The organism is Treponema sp. J25 (assembly GCF_004343725.1).
Classification (GTDB): domain Bacteria; phylum Spirochaetota; class Spirochaetia; order Treponematales; family Breznakiellaceae; genus J25.
On sequence record NZ_PTQW01000016.1, the window covers coordinates 1 to 25,211 of the forward strand.

The window sequence follows — 25,211 nt, forward strand, 5'->3', positions numbered from 1 at the left end:
ACCATGTCTGTTAAATAACCACTTAAGGGTGCGTAGCGCCGTGACTGAGGCCCCCGGAGCGAGGGGGAGACTTCCCCCTCATAGTTCTCGTTCAGGATTTTTGTTTCATATTTAATGAAATATGAAACAAAAAAAGAATAGCGTCTCATAGATGAGACACAACTAGAGCCCTTCGGTAATTCGCAAAAGGTCGGTGAACATATAAATACTGGCGGACCTGCCTTTACCACTCCGCAGGGGCTCAATGATGTTATGCTGAACCAATAAATTAACAATGCGGATAGCTGTAGGTTTGGGAATATTTGATTCTTGTATAAAGTGGGGGGTAGAAAAAATCGGTATTCTGAACATAAAGTCCACCGCATTGGGTGCGTACTGGCTATGCGTTATCTCTGTAACCGAGGGCCGAAGTGTATTATACAGGGAAAGAATGTTTTTTGCTTTACGCTCGTTTTCCTGGGCTTGAGACAGTATCCCTTTTAAGAAAAACTCACACCATTCGGTCCAGGATCCATGGCTTGAAATAGCCCGGAGCCGGTCAATGTATTCATCCCGATTTGTTTCTAGGTAGGCGCTCATATAAAAATCCGGGCTGTGTAGCAGCTTTCTCTGATATAAAAAAAGGGGTATTAACATGCGACCCAGACGGCCGTTCCCATCGTTAAAGGGATGTAGCGCCTCGAACTCGGCGTGGATAATGGCTAATTGAACCAGGGCGTCGAGTTCTCGCTTTTCATTGAAGTAGCGTTCCCAAAGATCCATTCCTGTTTGTAGATGTTCGGGGGCTATGGGAATGTAACTGGCTGTCTCGATCGTAGAATCGGAGCTGCCAATCCAATTTTGATTAGTCCGATAAGCTCCCGGTGTTTTTCCCTGTCCCCGGACTCCTTGCATGAGTATTGCATGGGCGGATCTGAGAATATGCTGTGAAAAGGGGCGTTCTTCAAGGGCTTGAGAACAGGCTTGCAAAGCTTTTCGATAGTTGATGACTTCTTCGGCATCGTTCTTTTGAGATTCGGAAAGATTATGTATATGGGCTTCGTACTCAAGTACTTCACCAACAGTAACTCGGGTTCCTTCGATTTTTGAGGACAACACCGCTTCCTGAGTAACCAATGGAGATAGCAGCACATGAGGATTGGGTATCGCGCTAAGTAAACCGTCGTATCGGGCTAACGCTGCGTTTGCGGGACCAATCAGAGGAACTAAACGCTGCCAATCCAGTTGTTTGGGTGGAAACGCCCCCAGGTGATAAGTTACAGGTTTCATATGATGTTACCCATTACTGGTTCTGCCTTAAAAACAGTATGTCCCAAAATCTAGCTCCTGGCAAGGACTAGCGGGGGCACCCCGTATCGCTAAACCTCGGTATGCCATACGGGGAGCATTTAAGCGCCGCACAGAGACACAATCTACGGGGGCGTTGCGGGGGTGTCCCCCGCAGAGGGGGTAGCGGAGGCCGCCAGAGGGCGCGTTACGTGGCTGGGGCTCGCCGTGGGCGCGGCTGACAACCACGGTGCGGCGTCGCGGGAAAGGGCGTGCAGTGGCGAATCGCGTGGCCCCAGCGCAGCGGCGGTGTTTTCCCTCTGGCGGCCGGAGCGAGGGGGAGACTTCCCCCTGTGCATACCCTTTTTACTTGTCAACTTGACAAATATAAATGATGGTGCGATAGTATAACCATGAAAACACTTCCTGTTGGAGAGTTAAAAGCGCGATTCTCAGAGGTTCTGGAACGGGTTAAAGCAGGAGAATCTTTTGGGATCCTGTATGGCAAGAAAAAAAAGCCCATTGCCATGATTGTCCCCTATAAAGATTCAGCAGTAAAAAAAGAAAGGGAAATTGGGCCGCTCGAGGGGAAAGTAACTATTCAATTTGCTGATGACTTTAAGGTAAGTGAAGAGGAACTCCTGAAATTGTCATGAATTATTTATTAGATACCCACACGTTTTTATGGACGATTTCTGATACTAAGAACTTATCCGCTAAAGCAAAAGAAATAATTAAGAGTCCAAAAAATGAAATATTTGTGAGTGCTGTTAGTTTCTGGGAAATATCGATAAAAACACGACTAAAAAAATTACATCTTGGTACCCTTGATCCTGAAGAGTTACTTACGTTAGCTTTGCAAATGGATTTTCAAGTTATAAGTTTAACGCCGGAAGAAGCAATAACCTATCATACGTTAAAAGAAGAAACCCATACTGACCCTTTTGATAGAATGCTTATTTGGCAGAGTATTACAAGAAAAATGCCCCTCATAAGCAAAGATGCCGCTTTTTCTAAATTTATCCCTTATGGATTAAAGCTCATCTGGTAAGGCCTTCCCCTACCCCTCCAGGCTCCGCCCTTCCCAGTCTGTGATATTTCGTTCTTCGCTTGAAAAATTGATGCCGAGGAGGTGTATCCGCTTCCCCTGGCTCTGGTACTTTTCCCAGTAGCGCCGCTCTTCAATCTGTTTGATGGCGGGCTCGCTGCTATCCACCTTAAACTCGATGATGTAGATGTCCCTGAAAGTTTCTATGGTCATGTCGATTCTGCCCTGGTTCGTGGCGTCCTCGCAGGTGACCCGGTACCCGATGGCCGCAAGGAACACGTACACGAGGCTTGCCCAGTAGCCCTCGGCGGTGGCGATGTCGTTCTTCACGTAGTTGTTGTAGGGAATCCCCGCGCACAGCCGCTTGAGCTCATCCACCAGGGCCGAGAGGTTCGCCTGTTCCAGGGCCTTTTCTGCTTTGCTGCCAAGCTTGATGGGCAGGTCCCGGCTTCCGCTCAGGTAATACAGGAAAAATTGATTCAGCGATAATTGCACCTCAGCGTTGGGGACCCCCAGGGTAAAGGTGCGGACTCCCATGCTGTTTGTCTCTACGTCCTTAATCGTAAGGTACCCGGTCTGCCAGAGGAGGGCGCGAATATCGATGTAGTCCACATCAAAGGCATTCAAAAGCTCTTCGCTGGCCTCGCAGTTTTCCAGTTCCGGAAGAAAGTACCGCTCCTGCTTAAGGACTTCGATTAAAAAGCTCGGACTCCCGGTCTGCCACCAGTAGTTGCTGAAAATCTTACCGTTGGACAAAAAGAGGAGGATATCAAAGGGGTTGTAAAGTTTTTCCCCAAAATACCAATAGCCATTGTACCAGAGCTGGACAAGATGCATGTCTGAGCCTTCCATGGCGTCCGCAAAGACCGTCTCCAGGTCATGCTGGGTGTAGCCGCAGATTTCTCCATAGGCAGGGTTGAGCGTAATGTCTTCCAGGTTGTTAAGGCCGCTAAAGAGGGAAAGCTTACTGAACTTGCTCACCCCCGTGATAAAGGCAAGGCGCAGGTACCGATCGCTGTCCTTAAGGACCGAGTAGAGGTTTTTAAGGATGTCCCGGGCTTCCCGGGCGACCTCAGGCCGGGAAAGGTTATCCAGGATGGGCTTGTCGTATTCATCGATAAGGACCGCCACCGGGGCCTCGTAGCGCTCGGAGGCGGCCAGGATGAGGTTGGTGAGGGCGAGCTTGGGGTTCTGGAAGGAGGCTAGGTCGGGCATGGGGAGCTTCAGGCGCCGGTAGTTTTCGGTAAACATGATGGTAAAGGCGGTGGCAAGTTCTTCCTGGAGTTTCTTGTAGTCTCCACTTCCAAAGCTCAGGCGGATGACGGGATAGGGAGTAAAGTCGTATTTATCGTAAAGATAGAGGCCTTTAAAAAGCTCCCGGTTTCCTGAGAGGGCCTCCGCCAGGGTGTCGAGGAAGAGGCTCTTTCCAAAGCGCCGGGGCCGGGAGAGGAAGAAAAACTTTCCCTTGAGAAGCACCTTATGCACAAAAGGTGTTTTATCAACATAGTAATACTGTTCGGTTACAAGCTGGGAAAAAGTCTGGAGTCCAATGGGGAGACGCTTACCGCTCATAGTTCTGAGTATAAAACAAGCGGTCTCTTTAGACAATCAAGGGGGCCGCGGGGCAGAGCAATACGGGCGGCGCGGTTTGATCGGGGGTGTTGTGGCCGTCCCACCATGGCGTACGGCCGCACAAGGGCCGGTCCAGGACGGGGGCGTTGCGGGGGTGTCCCCCGCAGAGGGGGTAGCGGAGGCCGCCAGAGGGCGCGTTACGCGGCTAGGGCCGCTGAGGGGGCGGCTGACAACCACGGTGCGGCGCCGCGGGAAAGGCCGTGCAGTGGCGAATCGCGCAGCCACAGAGCGGTGGGGCCTGGCAGGGGCGCGGTCCTGAGGGCTAAGGGTCGCTGGAGGGGGCGGCGCCGAGGCGAATGGGGCGGCCGGAGCGAGGGGGAGACTTCCCCCTGTGGCCTCTTACTCCCAAGAGACCAAAGAAAAAGGAGCCCCTCGATAGGCGAAGGCTTAGGACACCAGGGCTTGACTAAAACTCAGGGACGAATCGCCCTTGGGGTCAGGAATTCTTCGACAAGGGTTTGGAAAATGAATCGGTATCTCCAAGGGGTAATTCGAGTCTGAAAGTTACCGGATCTGGAGAAACTAAGAACAGTCTCCCTTTATGTTTTTTTTCAACTATTTCTCGGCAGAGATTAAGACCGATGCCTGTCCCGACACCTTCCATCTTTGTCGTATAAAATAAATCAAAGATTTTATCAACCTGATCCGGTGCTAGGGGTTTACCGGTATCCATGATTTCACACCAGAGTGAAGTCTCATCGCAGCCGGTACGGATTTCCAGAATTCCCCGTTTCCCTGTTTCGGCATACTGGGCCTCGATTGCTTGAAGGGCATTGGTAAAGAGATTAAACAAAACCTGATTAATCGCCTGTTTTTGCATTCGCACCGGTGGAACATCCCCAAATTTTCGGACAATATCCGTCGTACGTTGAAATTCTATTTTCATGATGTTTAAAGTGGATTCGATGCAATCATGGATAGAGGCGATTTCAAAGGTTCCTTCAAGAGGATCATTGCGGGCTATATGGAGTAGGGATCGGGCTACTTCTTCTATCCGTCCAAAGCCCTCATAGATTCCCGAGGTAATGGCGGCTAATTCACCAAAGAGGGGCTCAAGAGACTCCGAGTGGGTCTGCCGCTTTAATTCTAGGAGCACATCATTAAGAGAGCGGATGTTGCTTTGTATGTACGCCAGCGGATTATTGATCTCATGGGCAAGGCCGGCCGCCAACTGCCCAAGGGTGGCGAGTTTTTCGCGTTTTATATATTCATTTTTGATGAACATATTTTCGTTGAGAAGTGCCACCTGAGTCGACACATCTTCCAGCATGATAATGGTACCATTTGGCGGGGTGCCGTTGGATTGTACCGTACACTTAAGAAAATAATTATTAATAAAAATTTGTTTTACTTGAGGTTCATTGCGGGTAACACCCTCTTCATATCCAATTTCACGAAGTAATTGGGTTAAAAAGGGAAAGTGTCGGTAATCCTTTCCGACCATCACCGTATCGAGGGATAGGAGTTCATCCACCCTTCTGTTATGGTCTACAATCCTGCCCCTGCGATCAAGCACAAGGATGCCCACATCGATTTCCTGAATAATAACGCTGCGGGAAACCGGCATTATCCAAAAGAGTCGGTGAAAATACATCCCGATCAGGAAAAAAATCCCGGAAGCTGCAAAGCCTATGGGGGTAAAATCTTTCATAATGCCGTGATACTGTCGAGTAAGATTAAGGATATTTGTTATGGCAGGTAGTAAGGTTCCCCCTACAATCCAGAGGGATTGACGGTGGTACAGGGTTTCTCCTTTGAGATAGGAACGAAAAATAATGATACATCCCGTGGCAATGCTCAGCCATGAGTAAACGAAGGCAACCCAATACAGGGGACCATACTGGGGTTTTAAAACCGAAAGGTTCTTCCACTCATAGAAATAGATTTTACTCCAATGGAGGCCATGGAATTCGTTGGTAAACACCAGGAGAATACCAACGGCGGGCCCTACAATTGCTATCAGTATGAGAGGCTTTATGAGCTTTGTAATCCAACCGGTAAAACGCAAGCTAAATGATAGCCAGGCGATAGGAATATACATAAAGGCCACATATTCAAGCTTGGCAAAAAAGACAGTTAAAGCCCCCGCAGGAGCAATTAACTCACCAATATTAGTAACCAGGAGCCAAACACACAAACCCAGATACCATAGGAGTGGCCGAGCTGCTGGCTCTTTACGGTAGGGGACAACAGTAAGGATTGCCACAATCAGTATAACAATCGCTACGGGCGCAACATTAATGAAGAATTCAAATCCGTTATCCATGAGAAGCTTCCGGTAAAAAGAGTATCGACATAAGGGTTACATCGTCGGTAAAGCAACCTCCGGGGAGGGCGGAACGGAAGGTGGCAACGATGTCTTCTATCGGCTGCTCCGGCATTGTCTGTAGGGTAGAAATAACCTCCGGACCTTTCATCGTAAAAAAATGCGGTACCGATTCAATAAGTCCATCGGTAAAAAGGAACAACCGATCTCCTGGAACAAATTCCCGTTCCACTTGTGTAAAGGGGGCATCTATGAAGGCCCCAAGCATGGGGTTACCACCCGAAAGAAATTCGGGTAAGGCCTGGTGGACATAGATAACGCTCGGCATTCCTGCATTCGCCACAGAGAGTCGTTTTTTTTCTATACTGATAGTAACCGCCACAAGGTCAATAAGCACCTCTGGCTCGTTGCGCAAGAGTTGACAATAGTAATTATTAAGGGAAGACAAAAAAAGGTCCGGTGTTTCTGGCAGTCCAGGCTCAAGAGCTATCAATTCGTCCATGGCGGTCTTAAGCATCACGGCCATCATGGCGGATTTTAAACCATGGCCTGCCACATCCCCTAGAATAACAAAAAAATTGTTATCGTCTAACCGGCGAAACTCGAAAAAATCTCCACCACAATGAAAGGTTTCAAAGGGGATAAATGATACCTCTATCTGCAGTTCAGAAATTGAAGGGATGGTGGAGGCAAACAGTCTTTTCTGGAATTCCCCTGCCTCTTTGAGCATGGAATCTATACGGCTAGCAAGCAAGGTGTTTTCCCGTCTGATGTTCCATAGTTCGTAAGCCTTAGCAATTTCTGTTTCCAGGGAGTCTCTGGTCCATGGTTTAAAAAGCAAACTCTGGATGGAAGCCATGATAGCTTTTTGAATGTCCTCTATATCCGTATAGGCGGTAAGCAAAATCGTCTGAATTTCCGGTGAGGCCTTCCGAACAAGAGTTAAAAGTTCACTACCGCTCATGGCGGGCATTCGCAAATCCGATATTACCAGAAATACGGAATCCCGATTATCCGCAATATACTTGGCTGAAATAAGAGGATCATTAAAGGCTTTAATAGAAAACCGCTCGTCACCGAAGATATGCCGGATTTCACGTTCCAGGGCCTCGGTCACCCGGCTTTCATCATCAACTAAAACTAGTTCATATTTTGTATTCATGTTCATTATGATCCATTGATACTAGTATACTACATTTAAGCCTTTCATGGGTGGGCTATCCACACCCATCCCTTAGTATGGTATACTCTTTTAAGCTAAAGAATAGGGTGTTTTTGGTGGAAAAATACGTTAGCCCAGGGATACTTTCTTATTGTAATTCCCCTGAGAATCTAGAAAAAACCTCCACCGCAAGGCACTATAAAAAGGGCATTATAAAGAAGGAGCAGTATGGAAACACCGGTTGTTTTTTTACATGGTTTTTCTCGGGAACAATTAGGGGCCATCATGAGGGCCGTTAAGGCGGTGGCCGCCGAAACAGGGATGGATCCCAAAGAAATCGCCTTTGCCACATCGACCCCAACAAACATGGAATGGAAGGTGCGGGACCTTATCGATGAGGTCCGGCAAGAACACGAATATCTTAAAAACAATCCGCCCCCTCGTATGGCGTAGTTGGGCATAGCTGGTGATTGGGGGGCCCCCAGAGAAACCCATGGAGCCCCCACACAAAGGAAAGCCGGCCCTTTGTTCCCCTCGCCGCTAGCTCCTCCCCGGGCCCGCCTAAGTTTCGGTGGCTTCTCCATGGCATAGCCAGCTATTAGATGATGGCGGGGGCCGTTCAGAGAAACCCCGGGGCCCCCAGACAAAAAAGCCGGCCCTTTGTTCCCCTCGCCGCTAGCCCCACCATCGGAGGTTAGCCCCCTTTCATGGAGGGTAGTGAGGGATGGAAGGCTGGCAGATTCAGTGGCGCACGCCCGAGGAGATTCCGCGGCGCCCGTCACCGTTACTTAAATCGATACCGGGATGGCCGGCCGGCGGTATTCTTTTTCAAGGCTCCGGGCAACCTCTTCTCCTGCAAGAAGGGCCAGGGGAGCCTGTTCGTATGCTCGATACAGTTCCCGGGCCCGCTGCGCCAGCGCCTCGGCGGTGCAGTTCACCAGGAATTGAAGCTTTTGTTCCCGCTGTCGCTCCGTAATACCGGTCAGGAACCGTAAAAAGTCGGCCATGGCCTTTTCAGGATTGGTTTTAGGCCGGGTCTCTTTGGCATAGGCGCCGATGATGATCTTTTCAAGATATTCCTCTGGAAGTTTCTCCTGGGATGCCTGTTCCAGGACCGCCCGGATACTCTGGATTGATCGGTGCACCTGGGGATCCCGATAGGTCGCCAGGACAAATACCGGCTCTAGACCATCGGGGAAGGCAAAGGCCCCATAGGCTCCCCCCTGCATGCGGATTTTCTCCCAAAGGGGCCCCGTGGACACATGATGGGCCAGCACCAGTTCTGCGCTGTGTTCGGGGCTCGCAAAGGGGGCCGCGGGAAAGGCCTGGGCCACAAACCCCACCTGGAGGGGCGGCACCAGAAAAATCTCAAGTCGCTGAGGGGACTGCGAGGGCTCTGAAGCAAGCGAGGCCCCAGCCTCCCCCCATACTTCCTGGGAAAACAACTCCTTTTGGGGCCGGGGAGCCGAAAAACCCTGCAGGTGCTGGGCAAGCAGGGCCTCGGCCCGTTCCCGATAGGAATCTTCGCTCGTCAGGTGCACGAGGAGCCCCGCGGAAGCTACCAGGGTATCCCGGAGAGCCGAGAGTTTTGCGGCCACCTTCTCTATATCGTCGCGCACCAATGTTTGAACATAGCCAATCTGGGGAATCCCATACCAGAGATCTTCCACATAGCGAGCGCGGGAAGCGTACCGGCCCGCCGCGGAGATCGCATAGGAGTGCCCCGACTGAATAAGAGAAGAGATCAGATCGTTTCGATACTCTACAAGGAGATCCTTAAGGCGGCGATGATCCGAAAAATCTGCAGTCCGGATAAGATCAAGCACGAGGGGCAGGGCCGCTTCAAACCGCTCGTGAAGGGTCTTGAACCGAAAAACAATCCAATCCCGGCCCACCAGATCGAAGATCCCCGGCGAAGTGGCCACGGCCCTTGCCGCCCCCGGCGCAGCCGAGGAACTGTGCAAGAAGGCAGAAAATCCACCCACCACCCGGGCCATTCGGCTTGAGACCTGAGCGTAGGATTCGCCGGGAAGCCCCAGGGCCGGAATACAGCGGGCAAGGAAGGGAAGGAGCGCATAATCTTCCTTACCCACCACATCTACCGGGAAGGCCAGGTCGCCGTAGGTAATCCCATTGGTATACAGGCTATGGGCCACAAGGGGAATGGCTCCCAGGGACCCCACGGACCGTTCAACCCGTTCTACCTTGAGGGATATATCGGTCCGACGGAGGTGGGGAATCCGCCCCAACATGGCCGGGTCATCCCCCTCACTTTGCTTTTGACGGACAAACTCGCTTTTCTGAAGGAGTTCCCGCCGTTCCTCTTCCGAAAGGCGCTCATAAAGGGCCTTCAGTTCCCGGGCTTCCGCTTCGGCTTTGCGCTGCGAAAGCCCCACCTCAGGGTACACCGAAACCAGGGCCCGATGGGGATTGTCCAGCAAATACCGGGTGATAAGCTCCTCAAAGTACCGGGGGTTTTGGGCTATCCGGTGCTTGAGCTGTTCAAAGGGCCTTCGAAATTGCAGGGTCTCCCAGGGGCTTGTGCCGTGGAGCCAGCCCCTGAGGCTCCGGCGCATAAGCACGAGCGAGAAGGGTCCCCCGGCCCGACGAAGTTCCTTGTTCGAAAACTCTAACGAGAAGAGGGCCGCCTCTATCTCCTGGGGCGGGATGCCCCTCTCTACCAGGTCATGGAGGGTGCTCAGGATGAGGGCTTCCACATCCTTTTCCCGATTCGGCGCTACCCCCCGCAGCCCTGCGGCAAAGACCGTTTCCCGAAGGTCAGTCTCGAGGCCCGTTCCGGGGGCCAGGTCCTCTCCCAGATGGGATTCCACCAGGGCCCGGGCAAGGGGAGATCCGTCGTGACCAAGGAGCACTTCCGTTAAGGCTGCGAGGCCCAGGGTTTCTTCTATGTCGGTGCTGTCCCCCGCAAGCCAGGAAAGGAGGACAATCGATTTTGCATCGGGAGAAGCCGCCGGATAGGGAACGGCAATGTGGCGAGGTTCCCCCCAGCGGGGAGCCCGCGGGAACAGTCCCCCCCTCTTTCCCGGTGCGACTCCGTTTTCAAACGGGAAGGAATCCGTAGCATTGCTAAAAAATCGTTCCTCTAAAAAGGCAAGCTGGTCTTCCGTAGGGATGTTCCCGTACAAGAAAATGCGGCAATTCGCAGGACTGTAATAACGGCGATGGAACGCCCGAAGTTCTTCCCAGCTCAGGCGGGGGATTTCGTCGGGGTCACCCCCCGAATCAAAACCGTAAGGGGTTCCCTGGAGCACCGAACGGAAGACCCAATCGGCGGCGATGGATTCGGCAGATGAGTAGTTTCCCTTCATTTCGTTATACACCACCCCCGTCCGAATCAGCGGGGCCGACCGGTTAGCCATCGCCCCGTTTGTATGGGGTTCCCCTTTTTCTATAGTGGCGGGGATTTCGATCCGATGGCCTTCCTGCATAAAGGTCCATTCTTCCAAAAGGGGATGAAACACCGCATCACCGTACACCGCCATCAGGTTAAAATAATCCTGCCGATTGGTAGAACTGGCGGGATATACCGTTTTATCAGGGAAGGTCATGGCATTCAAAAAGGTCTGGAGGCTTCCCTGGGCAAGCACCACAAAGGTATCTTTAAGGGGATACTGATGGGAGCCGCACAACACCGAATGTTCCAGGATGTGGGCCACCCCCGTTGAATCCGAAGGGGGTGTCGCGAAGGCAAAGGCAAAGAGGTTTTCTTCATCATCGGTATAGAGGTGGAACACCTCGGCCCCGGTTTGTTCGTGGCGGGCCCAGATACCCACCCCATTCAGTTCCTCGAGCGGTTCAATGGAAACAATAGTAAAACCGTGCAGGTTTTGACCAATCGTAAGGGATGTTTGTATCATGTTCTATTCATACCCCAGGGGACAGGACCGTGTAAACAGGCCCCTCTCCTGTGGATACCCCCTTGTGTATCCAGGGGGACCGCTCAAATTTCACCCGCCGAGTCGCCTGTACCACCACAAAAAGGGCGCCCGACACGTCCGTTGCCGCTAAAGTAACAAGGGGTTCATTTTCCCAAACCAAAAGATGGGAACGGGGCGCCCTCTTTTTCAAAAAGGCTCATCGTCTCAAACCCGTATAAAAGAGGGGAAAAGGGGCTCCTTCTTCGTCAAAAGGGATCGTTAGTTTTAAGCATTAGTTTTAAGAAGGGCATCCAACAAAAAAGCGTCGGGGGATCCTCTTCGCCAAAAGGATCCATCAGTCGTTAGGTAACCAGGTCTTCCTCATCGATAAAGGGGATGGTCCCCTTTTCACGGCCCAGACGAAGCCACGAAAGGAAGTCCCGCTCTATTTCCGCCACATCCCGGCGGGGAACCGCCCCCAGGAGTTCTCCTTCCTGTTCCACCAGGGTACGACGGGTACTCGAGAGATTCGATTTAATCTTATCCACCACCCGATGGGTCTTGCCTTTCAAAAGAAGGGCAATATCCCGATCGCCCATGGAACGGAGTTTTTCCTGGAGCACCCGGTCTTCTATTCGCACAATATCCTCGATGGTATACAACCGCTCTTTTAATTCCTGGCCCAGGGTAGGGTCCTGTTCTTCTAGGGCCTCTAAAATCTCTTCCCCCAGTTCTGGATTGCTATGTCGCAGTATTTCAGCCAGGGTAGCCTTCCCATCAATTTCAGGGCTATCTACCTTTCCTACATTCCGAATTTTCTCCCGGAGGGCCTCCGAAACCCGTTCGATCACCTCAGGGGCAATTTTCTGCATCTTCGCAATCCGTCGCACCACCTGGACCCGGATAGAAGGATCCAACAGCTTGATGCAGCGGGCCGCCAATGGGGGCGAAAGGTGGGAGAAAATAAGGGCCAGCGTAGGGATGGTTTCTTCTTTTAAAAGGGGGACAATCTGTTCCGCCCGGTATTCTTCTAAGAACTGAAAGGGTTTTTCCAGGGCTTGTGGAGCGGCCCGCCGGAGATAGCGCTCTGCCACCTCTTCCCCAAAGGCCTGGGTAAGGAGCAGTTTCGCCGTTTCAGGCCCTCCCTGTGCCTTCCGATCGACCCCATAGCTTCCCAAACGATGGGCCAAGAGGGCCCGAAATTCTTCCAGAACCTCTTTTGCCTCTTCCTGGGTAACCACCTTAATCGAGGCAAGTTCCCGGGTTATCGCTTCGATTTGGGCCTCATCCAGCCGCGAGAGGATCTGGGAGGCCTCTTCTTTACCGATAATCAGGAGCAGCTTGGCCACCCGCCGAAACTTGCTTTCCTGGGTTCCCCCCTTTGGAGTCGCCCCCCCTTCCTTCTCGGCCCGGGGTGCGCCCGACGGCAGCGGACCTTCTCTCGTTTGTTTCTGAAAGCCCCCCTCCCTCTCTCCTCGAGGGGTGTAGCCCTGTGAAGGCTTCCGCGACTTTTCTCCCTGTACACCCTTTGTGCGATCCTCCGCAGCATCAGGGGTACCCCTCGAAGAAGTAAAAGGGGCTCCCCTGGAAGAAGAGCCTTTTTGAGTATCCTTTTTGTGATCCTCTACAAACATGGACTTTTCCTTTGATGCCCCAGCCCCTGCGGTGGTAACCTTGAAGAAACCTCCCGCTGACGGTGCTTCTGTCGCCGAAGGGGCTCTTGTGGTCCCACTTTTTGGGGAAGGGGACCCTTCTTTATTTACAGGAGGTTTCTCATCGGAGCGAAGCGGCACCTCCTGGAGGACCGGGGAACCAGAGCGCCGGGGACGCCCAGAGCCGTCGCGAGAAGAACCAGGGCCCCCCGTTCCCTCCCCTTCTTTCTCCCCTTCTTCCGTATCCTGTTTGAGAATCCGCTTATACGCGGCGAGGCGCATCTTTTCCAGCGGTGTTTCGGAAGCACCCATGGGAAACATCCTATGCCGAGAAGCGGCGCCTCGTCAATGCGGAATCACTCCAGTCCGCCGGTCAATGCGCGAATATATTGAAGTCGTTCATAGGACGCTTCCCGGTTATTCGCCATGTAGGAAAGACAACCCCGGAAGGCATTGATATCCTCTATGTTTCGGCGATCGAGGTGAGCCGAAAATTCCTCTATCAGCCGTTCTAATACCCCGAGCCCCTTTTGGTACAATAGTGAACAGACCTGCACCGCCGTAGCCCCCGCAGCAATCATCTTAAGGGCCGTTTCAGCCGAATGAATCCCCGTGGCCGCCACCAGTTCACAATCTACTTTACCATAGAGGTTTGCAATCCAGCGGAGACTTTCATAGTAATCCTGAGGGGAGCTTAACGTCGGGCCAGGAATAACGGTCATGGAGTCTAATTTAAAATCAAAGCGGTAAAAGCGATTAAACAGCACCACCGACCGGGCGCCGGCCCCGGCAAGCCGTTCAATAAGGTTTCCTGGATTGGTGTAATAGGGGCCAAGTTTGACCGCGATGGGCAACTTTGTTCGCACCGAAACCTGACGGACAATGGCAAGGACCTGTTCCTCCAGGTCCCGGCCTTGTTCCTGGGGAGAGCGGGGCCAGAGGGCAATATTCAGTTCCAGAGCCCGGGCGCCAGCCTGTTCAATCTGTTCTGCAAAATCCACCCATCGGGAGGAGCTTATACAGTTAATGCTCGCAATGATAGGGACGTCCCCCGCACTGGCGACGGCCCGGCGAATCAATTGGAGATATTCGCTTGCCCCCGCCTCTATACCAAGATTTTCCAGAAAGGCCTCCGCTTCCGGGTGAGCCATATCAAGATCCTGTTGTACGCTGGCAAGATAGGAGCGGATCTGTTCCTCAAACAGGGATTTGAGCACGATGGCCCCCGCACCGAGGCTTACCAATTTCTGAATATTCTCCGGTGCATTGGTGATACCACTGGCCGCCACAATAAAGGGATTCCGCAAAGGAAGCCCCATATAGGTAGTGTTAATAATTGCCATGGATGCGCCTCCCCAACGATATTCACGCTACCTCAAATATACGGGACTTTCCATAAAAATGGTAGGGATTTTTCGAGAGAAAATCACTTCTTTCAACACCTCTGGGCTCCCCCCTTGCGCCTCTGGAACCACCAGTTCCTCCGCCCCCACCGGAAAGGCGGCTCGTGCCCTCATTGTCCAGGCGGGGGAGCACCGCAGCGCCCCCTACCGGCTTGGCCCGTACCAGACTGCCGCCTCATCCCTCGCGGCTCCCCCCACGCGCCTGCTTCCTTCGTCGCTTCGACATTACCCCCAGGCCGGGCTTCCAGCCCGGCCCACTACCTTAGCTCCCACGGCTCAGGCGATCAGGCGCTCCCCCCACTCCGGGCTCACCCCCGGCGGGGCCCTTCTCAGGGCCCCGCCGGGAGTTCGTGGGGAGGACGTCCCCCAAAAAAGATACAGGATTGCTATTTTCTCGCTATTTTTTAAGCGGTAAGGATTCTGATTTCTTGAACACAAAACTATACGCTTTACCGCTTACCTTTCCCATACCACACCATCAGATGAGGCCCACACATCGTCATAATAGTATCGCTACCGCCCCTGCCCGAGCGGGAAAAGTCTTAAATTAGTATAAGCACTTCATTATTATGCAATTTGAGCAGGATCCCCTATTTCTTTAGCACATACACACCCTCAGCACTGACTCCTGCACCAAAATCTAGATGTGCTGGATCACCATATTCATACACAAATATTCGATCCTTAAAATAAATAAAAAATAAAAGGCAGGTATCTTTGAGACGTACGGACGTTGGATTTGCTTCATAATAACCGAGAACAAGCTTATTTATCATAATAGTAATAGCCAAAAAGATAGACCTCATTTTCTACTTTGAATTCCTTCAATACCCTGGAAATAGGGTACTTCCCATCAATTTCTCCAGAATATTGCCGCATTGATACATCAGGACTTATGGCCTACGAAAAATCTGAAAAGAGAAAAAGAATAAAAGAAAACAATAGCACCATAGACACATTCCTTTTACCTTTTTTTTGGGATTGTAATAGATTGAACAAAGATGTCAATAAAATCCAGAAAAAATGACAGCCCCGTTTTTATCTATACAAGACATAAAAAAGTGCAACAGCGGCACTTCGAAATTCTAAAAAGACATGACTCGATCGTGCCGCCATCCTACTAACAGCATAATAACAGGGAAAGATGATTTATTTTAATGAAACGAGAATATTCTGTACCAGGCCGTCGGCCATTTCCTGCAACTGAGGAGAAAGATTCTCCCACAGGAGAGCCCCCCGTTGAGCTAGTTCCTGATGCCAAGGGAAACGGGCCAATACGGGGATACGGAGACTTCCCCTACTATCCCTTCGCTGAGCCTGAGAGAAAAGAGAAAATTCGGTTCCACAGTGGGGACACACCATGGATCCCATGTTTTCCACCATGCCCAGAACCTTTACGTTTGTTTTTTTCGCCATTTTTACTGATTTGGCCACGATCATGGACACAAAGTCCTGAGGGGTCACGACTACTACAATACCATCCAGGGGAAGTTGCTGGAAACCACTCAGGACCACATCACTTGTTCCCGGAGGAAAGTCCACCACAAGGTAATCCAGTTCACCCCATTCCGCTTCTTCATAGAATTGTTTTAGAGCCCCCGACAGAAGCGGTCCCCGCCAGATTACCGGTTCTTCTTCATCGGGCAAGAACATGTTAATTGAGATAACCTTAATACCTTGCTCGGCTTCTAGGGGGAAAATTTTTTCCCCATCACTTTCACCCTTCAGACCCTCAAGACCAAGCAATCGGGGGATACTCGGCCCAGTCATATCAGCATCGAGAATCCCCGTGGTATAGCCCCGGGCAGCCAGAGCCTGGGCCAACAACACGCTGGTAGTAGATTTCCCTACTCCACCCTTTCCGCTCACTACCCCAATCATTTGTTTAATTCCCCTCTTGGGGAATTTTTCTATTTCTCCACTCATGATGCTTTCATTATGAGCATATGACCATTTTTGTCAAGACAAAAAGATTTCACCATTTCTGGGTGAGGGAGGTGGATAGTATTGCAAAAATGCTCTTTAATTATGCCGCTACTACTCTGTAAAATGAGTATCGCCACCACCACATAGAGAAGTGCCTAAGAGCCGACAATAATACCCACTAGTTTGACCGATAGGGGCAGAAATCTGCGATTCATCTCATGAGTCAGTATGGGCTCGTATGGATTTTTCTGCAACCTTTATCTCCGGATGATCCGGGCTGCGCCGGGCAAAATCGATGGCCCGGCGGGCCGCTTCGGCAGGAAGGGTTGCGTAGGCACAGGTCTCCAACACTTCGATCCGGTCCACCAGACGGCCGGGGACCCCTCCGGCACGCTGTAACAGTTGGGCCACATCCCGGGCCCCTGCACCATGACGCCGGCCAATCCCAATAAAGATCCGCTGGCCCGCCCCATACGAAGAACCTCTTTTCGAAACAGTTCCGGCCTCGGCAGTACCCAGAACTTCAAAGCGATGGTGGAGCTGGCTTTTGAATTTTTCCCGGGGGAGGTTTTGTCCCTCTTTGAATCGCCGATGGTCCCCATCGGAGGCTGCTTCGCCCCATCGTCCCTTTTTCTTCGCCGTCGAGCCCCCCTGAAGAGAGCCGTTTCGCCGGGATCCAGAGGATTGCAGAGGACGACTTTGCCGACCTTCGAAGGGTCTATCCTTAAGTTCCACAAGAGGTCCGTAGCGGGAAGGATCCAGTTCGTTCCCAAAAGAAGCCCGCAGCACCAGTTCCAGCGCCCTCTGGGGGCCCACTTTTTCTGCCAGGGAGCGGGCTAAGCGATGGAGGGGATCCATACGGGGGGAACCTGGTTCCTCCTCGGTGACACTCCACGGTCCACCCTCCGAAGGAACCGCCATACGCAGGTACGGCGGGTTTTGTTCTTCCGTAAAAGTTCCTTTTTCAGAGACGCCGGCATCGCCCCAGGGCTGCAGTTCCTTTTTATTCTGAAAAATCTCAACATCACCTACTTGATCAGGCTCGCCGGTTTCCTCAGAGGCCAATGAAAGGATCCGGGCAAGGACCCGCCGTTCACAGGCCTGGATAACCGCTTCTACAGAAGGAACAGGCAATACGCGGAGGGGAGACCCAAGGGTTTTCTCCATGCTTCGGGAAAGGTGCTTAATCCGGCCCAGACTTTTAAGATCTCCAAAGGTAATGGCTACTCCCCGGCGGCCCGCTCGACCGGTTCGACCAATCCGGTGCACGTAGGTTTCCGTATCGTTGGGAAGTTCCCAGTTGATCACATGGGTCAGTCGTTCAATATCGATGCCCCGGGCCGCCACGTCGGTGGCCACCAGGATGGTGGTCATCCGGGAGCGGAAACGCCGCAGGGTACGTTCCCGGGCTTCCTGCGAAAGGTCCCCGTGGATAGCTTCGGCGGCATAGCCGTTCTCCACCAGGCGACGGGCAAGTTCATCGGTTTCCACCTTGGTGGGACAGAACACAAGGCCGTAAAATTCATCGGCCCCATCGATGATACGTCGCAGCGCCTCCAGGCGATCTTCCCGCCGAACCAACAGATAGTATTGATCCACCGCCGGCTTTTCTTCGAGGGAGCGGGTGTCTTCAACAATCTCCACGGGCCCAATAAAACGATGGACCACATCCAGAATTTCCGGGGGCATGGTGGCCGAAAAAAGAGCGACCCGACGCTGGGGATTGGTAGCGGAAAAGATCTTCTCCACATCTTCAAAAAAGCCCATGTCGAGCATCTCATCGGCCTCATCCAGGATAAACCAGTCGATGGCCGAAATATCCAGGCTCTTCCGTTCCAGATGATCCATTACCCGGCCGGGGGTCCCCACGACAATCTCCACTCCCCGGGCCAATTCTCGGAGTTGGGCCCCCAGAGAGGCCCCCCCATACACCGCCGCAATGCGAGGGTACGGGCCACCCGCAAGGGAACGAATTTCCTTTGCCACCTGCAGGGCGAGTTCCCGGGTAGGGGTTAAAATAAGGGCCCGGGGTTTTGGGCTTGGTCCCTGTATGCGCTCCACCAGAGGAATGCCAAAGGCGGCGGTTTTACCGGTACCGGTACGGGCCTTGGCAATGAGGTGGCCCTCATCGGCCAAAAGCCGGGGTAAGGCAAGGACTTGAATCGATGTTGGTGTGGTAAATCCCTTTGCCCGCAGGGCAGAAAGGACCCGTTCGGATAAACCGAATTGTTCAAAAGAGGAAACAGTTTCTTCTGTCATATACATCCCTGGCGCATATCCCGACGGAGCGTCACAAAATCGGTAGGATAGCCTCTATTCGGGATAGACCGGTACCTCAGACAGGATTTATAAACGCTAGCAGCGGGACGTTACGCCCATATAAAATACGGGGCCTTCTCCTACGCAAGGACAGCCCCTGCACCCCCTTTGGTCCCCCAAAGGGATAAAGGAATACATGGGTTCTCAAGATTAAAGAAAAAAACCTCTACAACCTTGTTCTGGACTCTACTATAGATGACCCTTTCCTGTCTAGAGGTTACGGTAAGCCTTTTGAAAACTTGGAGGAACATCTTTTTCAGGCCTACCACAGGCATCAATCATTTCCCCGGCAAGGGCCACAAAATTCAATCAATATTATTCAATCAACATTGATGGATTTCTTCTTCTTTTTTGGTAGCTATGATGAACAACAACATCCTCCTTTTTTCAGAGGTGGTTTCCCCTGAATCACCCCTTGCTACGGTTTCACAGGAGGGTCCTTTTACAGGAGAGGAGGCCCCCATTTCCCCCGACATCCTCAGCGCGGCGGCCCAACAGATCTTTGGACTTTCTTATCTTTATCCTTACCAGCGGCTCGTAATCACCAATATCCTGGAAGGCGCTCAAAGGGCTGGCATTTCCCTTATGGGGCCGCCAGAGCTTATGCGGGCCTTTCAAGAGAATCCAGAGCAGGCTCAAGGAGCAGAGATAGATCCTGAAGCACAGGAACCACCAGGGGCTAGAGGTTCTGAAGCACAGGACGGGATAGAGGAACGGGCCGGGGCATACCAGCATCAGATTGTGGTGCTCCCCACCGGTGCCGGTAAGTCCCTGTGTTTTTTGCTCCCCGCCCTTCTTATGGAACGGCCAACCCTGGTGTTATATCCCCTCCTTGCCCTGATGGAAGATCAGCGGCGACGCCTTGAGGCCCGGGGTATCCAGCCCCTTATACTGCGGGGAGGACAGACCGCCGAAGAGCGGCATCATATCTGGGATCGCCTTCGGGAACACAGGGCGGGGACCATCCTTATTGCCAATCCAGAAGTGCTCTGTACGCCCTCCGTCTGGGAACATCTTCCGGGGCTCACGATTGGGCAGGTGGTTGTTGATGAAGCCCACTGTGTCAGCGAATGGGGAGAAAGTTTTCGGCCTTCCTATTTGGAAATAGGAAATATCATTCAACAGTGTAAGGCTCCCCTGGTTACGGCTTTTACCGCCACCGCATCTCCGCCGGTGCTGGAAAAGATCCGCCACTACATTTTTCCCGACGGTGAAGCCCATACCATCCTCGCCAACCCCGATCGGCCGAACATTTCCTATCAATGTCAGGGAGCCGTTCTTAAGGACCTGGCAGTTCGGGATATCCTCCGTTCCGTAGAACGGCCCGCCATCGTGTTTTGTGGTTCCCGGACCCGCACCTGGGAACTCGCCCACTACCTGGCCTTTTACTATGGCTACGAGAGGGTTCGCTTTTACCATGCGGGGCTCAAAAAAGAAGAAAAAAAGGCCATAGAAGAATGGTTCTTCGCCAGTCAGGAGGGCATTCTCGTGGCCACCTGTGCCTATGGGATGGGGGTGGACAAGAGCAATATCCGAACGGTTATCCACAGGGATATACCTCCCAGTGTGGAAGCCTACCTACAAGAAGCCGGACGGGCCGGCAGGGATGGCAATCCCAGCACGGCCATTCTGGTGTGGGGGCCAGAGGATGAACTAGGCAGGGGACGAAGGACCGATGCCTACCATTTTCAACGGTATCAGGAACTTTTCGCATATGGCCGTAGCGCAGACCGTTGTCGACGGGAACAACTCCTTGCTTTCTTAGGCCACGAAGGGACAAGCTGTGTCCCCGGCCCCACCGCCTGTGACGTCTGTCAGGGAAAGGCCAATTCCCAGTGGCGGGAAACAAGAGCCTTGGTGGAATATGTCAAAAAACATCCCCGCCGTTTTACGGTCCCCGAGCTTTCCCAGCTTCTTATGGAGTCCCTTTTTGGCTGTTCCTTTCAGGAAGGAGAGAGACTGCTCCGCCATTTAGTCCAGACTGGGTACTTGAAGGAGCGTCGCTCCTGGTGGCTTCGGGGAAGACTGGAAGCGCCTCGCCGGTAGGTAATATAGGCCCTTCTTCCTGGTTGCACTAAGCACCACCTGTTTACTTTTTCGGGGGAAACGGACCCTGTCGCTCACCCTGTAGAGAACTCGCCCCCTTTTGCACAGAGCTTACTCTACCTCTACCTCGGGGGTCTCAGCATTGGTTGAAGGAGAGACCTCTTTCTTGGGGCGCTTTTTTTTGGGTTTATTACTTTCTAGCATCAAAAAGGAACGGGGCCGTCGGTTAAGGCGAGCCACATAGAGGACGAGGGAAAAATAAAAAATAACAACCAGGGTAACCGCCCACACTTCCCAGGAAAGGAGGACCCCTTTTAATAAAAACCACAGGTCTGTCATCATCATCCTCTTCTTGACCTTCTATTGGTATATCTCCTGCCTAGCCCTATCCTTACCTTTGAAGGGCCCCAAAACCCAGGACACCCTCGGCGGGGACCTTCTAAAATCGATATCCCTGGCTATTCAACCACGTTTTGAATTCCCCGTCGGTAGCACAGACCGCGGCCTGCTGGAGCAGGAAGGGGTCCGACAAAATGGTGTCCAGGGTATCCACATCCCATTGAATGGCATCCAAATAGGTAAGACTTTCTGGACCATCGGACGTAAAAAGCACGTATACTATTCCCTGCACAAAAATATCCCGTCCCCGGCCCAGAAGTTTTTTCCGTTCCCCCACCGTGGGAACCAAAAAAACCGCCTCAGACTGGAGGGCCCGGACAAGGCGCTCCCCTGCCACAGTACCCAGGAGGCCCGGTAACTGGCTGAGCCAGCCCTCAAGGCGTCGCTCCATTTCCTGGATCCGCTGGGGATCCCGATCTACATCCAGTCCCCGGTGTTTTAACAGGGCCTTGTGCATCTCGTTGGTTATGCCCCGATGGGCCCAGAGGTCCTGGTATGAATGGGTAAGCACCCCCAAAAGGTAAAGCCCATCTCGCAAAGCCCGGGGATTGGTATCGGCACTTTCCAGAAGATGCCGCACCCGAGAGAGCCCCGAATGCATGTGCTGGATATACTCCCTCAATGCCGCCGTTTCAATCTGGATAAGCTCTTCGGAGGAATACTTCTTTTTATATGAAAAACTTTTGGTCTGGGCATGGGGATACAGGGGACCAAAGAAGAACATATCTATGTCCCGGGCCGCATCGGCCATAAGATTTGCCGCATAGTAAGGATCCCACCGATACTCTTTAATGCCATACACGGGCATGGTTTTAACTAACTGGGCCGTCCCCAGGGGGCTTCCAAAAACCTTTTGCAGGGTCTTCCCCAGGGTATACATGTGGGAACCCGGATCATTGGAAAAACCCTCAAAGGCCCAGCCATACCTTCCCCAGCCTATGACAAGCCCCAGAACTCCCAGGAATCGAAGCCAGGACCGCTTCATATCAGGCTCCTAAAAATCGAGACAGGTAGTGGATCAGGGCTTCCCCGCCTTGCACCAGGAGGGCAAAGACCAGCCCCGATACGATAGAGGCAAGCAATTCCGTTCTTGTTTCCCGTTCATCCTGGACCGACCCACTGCGGGAGATGATCTCTACCAGGATTAACATGAGGGCGATAAAGAGGGCCAGGGCCGCCGAATAATATACGAGCCCCATACGGCGAATATACCGATAAAAGGCGTCGGAAATCATAAAGATCCCCGAGGAAAGGATGCCCCGCCAGAACGACACCATATACTGGCGGGTATGGACCCCCTTGCTAATAATGGAGACCACCACCAGGGCCAGAATCACCATGAGGGTCCCCAGGGATACTCCCGAAATCAGGTTCTGGTTCAAGGTACGGTCAAGCCGGGCCAGGGTAACTTCCGCTTCATCAAGCACAATATCAAAGGGATGAAAGAGTTCCTGGACTATCAGAAATGCGGCCCCCACAATAAGCATGATGATAACGCCATAGGTAAGGCGGGAAAGGAAACGCTTAAGTCGACTGGTGGGTTTTCGCACCACTACCATACGCTGCTTCTGCATAGCCATCACTCCTGCTTCACAGTACAATTTTTCTCACGGACCGGGGCCCCTCCTCTCGAATTCCCCGGGACTGGCCGGCAAACCCTTTTTCCCATCCCCTGCACCGACCGGGGCCCCTTTTTTACATCTTCCTGCACCGGCAGAAAAACTTTGGTCCGCCGAGGGCCGACCGGGGAAGGTATTCCGCACCCCGAACACACCGAAGGAAACCCTTTTCAGAGGTCCCCTATAGAGACTAAATCAGAGAGGTCCTGGATGACAAGATCGGGAACAAGATTTTGACAGAGCCGGTTGCCCTCCCGCAATCGGAGAGAACGACCATCGCCGGCAAAGAGGACCGTCCTGAATCCCACCATATGGGCGCCGTACACATCATTCAACATATCGTTTCCTACATACAGCACCTGGCTGGCCTCTATGCCCCGTTTTTCAAGGGCCCCTCGAGCCTGTTTAAACAGGGTTGGCGAGGGTTTTGCCTCTCCTACTTCAAAGGAATATATACAAAGGTCTAGCGCAAAACCCGCCGCTTCCAAGGATTTCCCCAAAACGGCTTCGAGCATTAAGGGGGTGTAAAATTGGGCATTCGACACGATCCCCAATACAAGGGACCCACGCCCAAGCTCACGGAGACATTCTTCCAGATGGGGCATGGGATACACCGGATTAATCGCCAGTTCGTAGCGCAGAGCCAGTTCCTGGGGATCCACATCTTCTCTTTTTCCGGGGAGGCGGGCCCACAGTTCCTCCACCCGCACCTCCGGATAGGGGGTAGTGGCATACTGGCGAAGATGCTCTGCCTGCACCGCATCCCTGAAGAAGGCCTTTAGTTCTTCCCCTGTCATGTCTTCGGTTGCCCACAGGGCCACCGCGTCGGCGGACCCCCGCAGATACTCGGTTTGAATAGCCATGTCTCCCGTGGCAGACTGCAGAAGCGTCCCATACACATCAAAGAGCACCGCCCGAATCTGCCAATCCTTCGGCTGATACGACGGATACAGACGCCCCCCGAACGGCTCCGGGAGTTTCCCAATCCCCTCCGGAGTCAGAGGACGAAGGGATTCTCGAATCAGGGCCAAAAACTCAGTCTTTTTCTGTTCATCCATAGGAAGTACGCATCCGTTTACTACAGTAATCCTATCCCCACTAAAGAAACCTTAAGGGGATCCAGGAAAAGGTCTAGGAGAATAGACCGGGAAATATGCATCCTGACAGGGTGCTCCTGTACCCCCCGATAGGCTGCAAGGAGGCGATCCAGGATAACCTGTTCCCGATAGTGCTGGAACACCCGCGTTTTATTTGCTTCTATGAGGGCAGGATCCTCGTTCCAGTTCTGTAGATTCTGAAGAAAAGGATTGAGTTCCCGCAGATCCTCTTGCACCGCTTCGTTGGAAGCCGCCATGGTAATCACATCCCGCTGCAGTTCCTCATCCATCCTGCCAAAATCAAAGACCTCCCGGGAAAAAAGGTCATCCGTAATCAATTTAAGCACATGGGGGGCCAGTTCAAGATTGAAGTCTTCATACACCTTTCGCAGGGTTCCTTCTATTTTTTTCCGAAGTATTACCGGCGGAATATAAGCAAAGGGAATATCTATACGTTCGTACAAATCGGGGAATTGGAGCCCCTCTTTCTCAAAGTCACTACACACATAATCAATCCGCCGCCCTATGACGGCCCGCCCGGCAGTCCAGGGTTCCAGGAAACAGAATCCAAAGCCTTCTTTTACCGAGGTGGTGATAATTGCCCGGGCCCGGCCGTACAGTTCCGGTAGAGGATGATGGAGACCCACTTCGAATTCTACAGGAAGACGCAGGTCCTGGGCCAATTGTTTCCAGGACTGGTAGATGGGTTCGTCCCGGGAAGACGTGGGTGGCAAGGTTATGGCAAGCCTGGTCCCCCGGGGAAGAAAGAGGGACAGGAGCAGGGCTTCCCCCAGATTTTTTCGCCGAATGCCCCGGACGGGATACAAAAAGAGATCCCGCTCGTGTTGCTCCACTCCTGAAGGGGAACTTTGAATGGGTACCACCACATTCGGTATAATGTGCACCCCTTCTCGCAGAGCCCCCGCCCGGATCATAAAAGAATAATCCCGGCTATTGATCACCCCATAATGACAATCATCAGGATAGGCCACTGAAAAGGCATACACATCGGGCCGAAAGTCCTCTGCAAAATCATGGACCTGGAGAAAGAGGGGTATCCCCCGCTCTTTCAGAAGCGCCAAGGCTGGCAACAATTGTCTGTTTTTACGCAAGAGAGGATTGTGTACATGGAGGACGTCTATCGAAGAAAACGATTTTGCTATGGCCTTTTCAAGATGCCGGGCGAGGTCCTCTGCCGAAACCTCTTTTTGATGGGGACCTTCTTTTTCTCTCCCTGCAATTGGCGGAACTCCCGTTTCGTACAGCTTTCCCTCATATCCCAGGCCAGGGATTTCTACAATCGGGATATCAGACAGGGCCTTTCCTTTCTGGCCCGTAAAAACAACCACCCTATGACCAGCCCGCTGCAACATCCGGGCCTGCTGGAGGAGTACCGTCGTGACTCCCCCCTGGAGCAGATGATAATGAACTAATCCTATTTGCACCGCCGCGCTCCTTCTTCGCCACTTCTTGTCATTCTCTTTATTCTATTCTATAA

At 52.5% G+C, this 25,211-nt stretch carries 19 protein-coding genes; 4 read left to right on the plus strand and 15 right to left on the minus strand.

The features are described 5' to 3' along the window. Positions 1-162: 162 nt before the first annotated feature. A complete protein-coding gene (locus tag C5O22_RS06060) occupies positions 163-1,269 on the minus strand; it encodes a Fic family protein (protein ID WP_132780318.1) in 1,107 nt (368 codons plus the stop codon). A gap of 410 nt (positions 1,270-1,679) precedes the next feature. Between C5O22_RS06060 and C5O22_RS06065 the strand changes: the two genes are divergently transcribed. Both C5O22_RS06065 and C5O22_RS06070 read left to right on the plus strand, forming a co-directional pair. Continuing rightward, positions 1,680-1,922: a type II toxin-antitoxin system Phd/YefM family antitoxin gene (locus tag C5O22_RS06065; protein WP_132780319.1), complete on the plus strand. Its 243-nt coding sequence runs from the start codon at positions 1,680-1,682 to the stop codon at positions 1,920-1,922. Continuing rightward, positions 1,919-2,317: a type II toxin-antitoxin system VapC family toxin gene (locus tag C5O22_RS06070; RefSeq protein WP_132780320.1), complete on the plus strand. Its 399-nt coding sequence runs from the start codon at positions 1,919-1,921 to the stop codon at positions 2,315-2,317. Before C5O22_RS06065 ends, C5O22_RS06070 begins: the two co-directional genes overlap by 4 nt. 9 nt (positions 2,318-2,326) lie before the next feature. On the opposite strand, the gene C5O22_RS06075 is transcribed toward C5O22_RS06070, so the two are convergent. The 3 genes from C5O22_RS06075 to C5O22_RS06085 form a co-directional block, all read right to left on the minus strand. Further along, positions 2,327-3,886, minus strand: a complete 1,560-nt coding sequence (locus tag C5O22_RS06075) for an ATP-binding protein (RefSeq protein ID WP_132780321.1) — start codon at positions 3,884-3,886, stop codon at positions 2,327-2,329. Between the two features lie 496 nt (positions 3,887-4,382). Continuing rightward, positions 4,383-6,212 carry a histidine kinase N-terminal 7TM domain-containing protein gene (locus tag C5O22_RS06080; RefSeq protein WP_132780322.1) on the minus strand — a complete coding sequence of 610 codons (1,830 nt, stop codon included), beginning with the start codon at positions 6,210-6,212 and terminating at the stop codon, positions 4,383-4,385. Beyond that, on the minus strand, positions 6,205-7,374 hold the full coding sequence (locus tag C5O22_RS06085; protein ID WP_165910430.1) for a PP2C family protein-serine/threonine phosphatase: 1,170 nt from the start codon (positions 7,372-7,374) through the stop codon (positions 6,205-6,207). The genes C5O22_RS06080 and C5O22_RS06085 overlap by 8 nt, the downstream gene beginning before the upstream one ends. A 228-nt stretch (positions 7,375-7,602) precedes the next feature. Here C5O22_RS06085 and C5O22_RS06090 point away from each other — a divergent pair, with 228 nt between their 5' ends. Then, entirely contained in the window at positions 7,603-7,827 is a 225-nt protein-coding gene (locus C5O22_RS06090) for a DUF3783 domain-containing protein (RefSeq protein ID WP_132780324.1), read from the plus strand. Between the two features lie 335 nt (positions 7,828-8,162). Here C5O22_RS06090 and C5O22_RS06095 read toward each other — a convergent pair whose 3' ends face one another. The 6 genes from C5O22_RS06095 to C5O22_RS06120 all read right to left on the minus strand — a co-directional run bounded on the left by C5O22_RS06095 (position 8,163) and on the right by C5O22_RS06120 (position 18,492). Beyond that, on the minus strand, positions 8,163-11,252 hold the full coding sequence (locus tag C5O22_RS06095) for an insulinase family protein (protein ID WP_132780325.1): 3,090 nt from the start codon (positions 11,250-11,252) through the stop codon (positions 8,163-8,165). 362 nt (positions 11,253-11,614) lie between these two features. Continuing rightward, positions 11,615-13,216, minus strand: a complete 1,602-nt coding sequence (locus tag C5O22_RS06100) for a flagellar motor switch protein FliG (RefSeq protein WP_165910431.1) — start codon at positions 13,214-13,216, stop codon at positions 11,615-11,617. A gap of 44 nt (positions 13,217-13,260) precedes the next feature. After that, a complete protein-coding gene (locus tag C5O22_RS06105) occupies positions 13,261-14,247 on the minus strand; it encodes a dihydroorotate dehydrogenase-like protein (protein ID WP_132780327.1) in 987 nt (328 codons plus the stop codon). Between the two features lie 650 nt (positions 14,248-14,897). Beyond that, a complete protein-coding gene (locus tag C5O22_RS06110; protein WP_132780328.1) occupies positions 14,898-15,098 on the minus strand; it encodes a hypothetical protein in 201 nt (66 codons plus the stop codon). Positions 15,099-15,456: 358 nt separating this feature from the next. Next, complete coding sequence (locus C5O22_RS06115) at positions 15,457-16,233, minus strand: P-loop NTPase (protein WP_132780329.1); 777 nt, start codon at positions 16,231-16,233, stop codon at positions 15,457-15,459. 216 nt (positions 16,234-16,449) lie between these two features. Continuing rightward, positions 16,450-18,492: a DEAD/DEAH box helicase gene (locus tag C5O22_RS06120; protein WP_132780330.1), complete on the minus strand. Its 2,043-nt coding sequence runs from the start codon at positions 18,490-18,492 to the stop codon at positions 16,450-16,452. A 420-nt stretch (positions 18,493-18,912) separates the two neighbouring features. On the opposite strand from C5O22_RS06120, the gene C5O22_RS06125 reads away from it, so the two are divergent. Then, complete coding sequence (locus tag C5O22_RS06125; RefSeq protein ID WP_243692883.1) at positions 18,913-20,598, plus strand: RecQ family ATP-dependent DNA helicase; 1,686 nt, start codon at positions 18,913-18,915, stop codon at positions 20,596-20,598. A gap of 111 nt (positions 20,599-20,709) precedes the next feature. Here C5O22_RS06125 and C5O22_RS06130 read toward each other — a convergent pair whose 3' ends face one another. The 5 genes from C5O22_RS06130 to C5O22_RS06150 all read right to left on the minus strand — a co-directional run bounded on the left by C5O22_RS06130 (position 20,710) and on the right by C5O22_RS06150 (position 25,158). Further along, positions 20,710-20,943 carry a hypothetical protein gene (locus tag C5O22_RS06130; protein WP_132780331.1) on the minus strand — a complete coding sequence of 78 codons (234 nt, stop codon included), beginning with the start codon at positions 20,941-20,943 and terminating at the stop codon, positions 20,710-20,712. A gap of 94 nt (positions 20,944-21,037) precedes the next feature. Next, positions 21,038-21,982, minus strand: a complete 945-nt coding sequence (locus tag C5O22_RS06135) for a hypothetical protein (protein ID WP_132780332.1) — start codon at positions 21,980-21,982, stop codon at positions 21,038-21,040. A gap of 1 nt (position 21,983) precedes the next feature. Then, complete coding sequence (locus tag C5O22_RS06140) at positions 21,984-22,571, minus strand: hypothetical protein (RefSeq protein ID WP_132780333.1); 588 nt, start codon at positions 22,569-22,571, stop codon at positions 21,984-21,986. A 215-nt stretch (positions 22,572-22,786) separates the two neighbouring features. Continuing rightward, the gene (locus tag C5O22_RS06145; protein WP_132780334.1) at positions 22,787-23,674 is read right to left on the minus strand and encodes an HAD family hydrolase; all 888 of its coding nucleotides are present in this window, start codon (positions 23,672-23,674) and stop codon (positions 22,787-22,789) included. A gap of 20 nt (positions 23,675-23,694) precedes the next feature. Continuing rightward, positions 23,695-25,158, minus strand: coding sequence for a glycosyltransferase family 4 protein (locus tag C5O22_RS06150; RefSeq protein ID WP_132780335.1), 1,464 nt, complete (start codon positions 25,156-25,158; stop codon positions 23,695-23,697). Between the last annotated feature and the right edge of the window lie 53 nt (positions 25,159-25,211).

What these genes read in the sequence shown, in the direction of transcription:
- C5O22_RS06060 (WP_132780318.1), bottom strand. Translation starts at nt 1,269, where the DNA reads ATGAAACCTGTAACTTATCACCTGGGGGCGTTTCCACCCAAACAACTG.
- C5O22_RS06075 (WP_132780321.1), bottom strand. Translation starts at nt 3,886, where the DNA reads ATGAGCGGTAAGCGTCTCCCCATTGGACTCCAGACTTTTTCCCAGCTT.
- C5O22_RS06105 (WP_132780327.1), bottom strand. Translation starts at nt 14,247, where the DNA reads ATGGCAATTATTAACACTACCTATATGGGGCTTCCTTTGCGGAATCCC.
- C5O22_RS06065 (WP_132780319.1), top strand. Translation starts at nt 1,680, where the DNA reads ATGAAAACACTTCCTGTTGGAGAGTTAAAAGCGCGATTCTCAGAGGTT.
- C5O22_RS06145 (WP_132780334.1), bottom strand. Translation starts at nt 23,674, where the DNA reads ATGGATGAACAGAAAAAGACTGAGTTTTTGGCCCTGATTCGAGAATCC.
- C5O22_RS06135 (WP_132780332.1), bottom strand. Translation starts at nt 21,982, where the DNA reads ATGAAGCGGTCCTGGCTTCGATTCCTGGGAGTTCTGGGGCTTGTCATA.
- C5O22_RS06125 (WP_243692883.1), top strand. Translation starts at nt 18,913, where the DNA reads ATGATGAACAACAACATCCTCCTTTTTTCAGAGGTGGTTTCCCCTGAA.
- C5O22_RS06115 (WP_132780329.1), bottom strand. Translation starts at nt 16,233, where the DNA reads ATGAGTGGAGAAATAGAAAAATTCCCCAAGAGGGGAATTAAACAAATG.
- C5O22_RS06140 (WP_132780333.1), bottom strand. Translation starts at nt 22,571, where the DNA reads ATGCAGAAGCAGCGTATGGTAGTGGTGCGAAAACCCACCAGTCGACTT.
- C5O22_RS06120 (WP_132780330.1), bottom strand. Translation starts at nt 18,492, where the DNA reads ATGACAGAAGAAACTGTTTCCTCTTTTGAACAATTCGGTTTATCCGAA.
- C5O22_RS06095 (WP_132780325.1), bottom strand. Translation starts at nt 11,252, where the DNA reads ATGATACAAACATCCCTTACGATTGGTCAAAACCTGCACGGTTTTACT.
- C5O22_RS06130 (WP_132780331.1), bottom strand. Translation starts at nt 20,943, where the DNA reads ATGATGATGACAGACCTGTGGTTTTTATTAAAAGGGGTCCTCCTTTCC.
- C5O22_RS06085 (WP_165910430.1), bottom strand. Translation starts at nt 7,374, where the DNA reads ATGAATACAAAATATGAACTAGTTTTAGTTGATGATGAAAGCCGGGTG.
- C5O22_RS06090 (WP_132780324.1), top strand. Translation starts at nt 7,603, where the DNA reads ATGGAAACACCGGTTGTTTTTTTACATGGTTTTTCTCGGGAACAATTA.
- C5O22_RS06100 (WP_165910431.1), bottom strand. Translation starts at nt 13,216, where the DNA reads ATGGGTGCTTCCGAAACACCGCTGGAAAAGATGCGCCTCGCCGCGTAT.
- C5O22_RS06070 (WP_132780320.1), top strand. Translation starts at nt 1,919, where the DNA reads ATGAATTATTTATTAGATACCCACACGTTTTTATGGACGATTTCTGAT.
- C5O22_RS06080 (WP_132780322.1), bottom strand. Translation starts at nt 6,212, where the DNA reads ATGGATAACGGATTTGAATTCTTCATTAATGTTGCGCCCGTAGCGATT.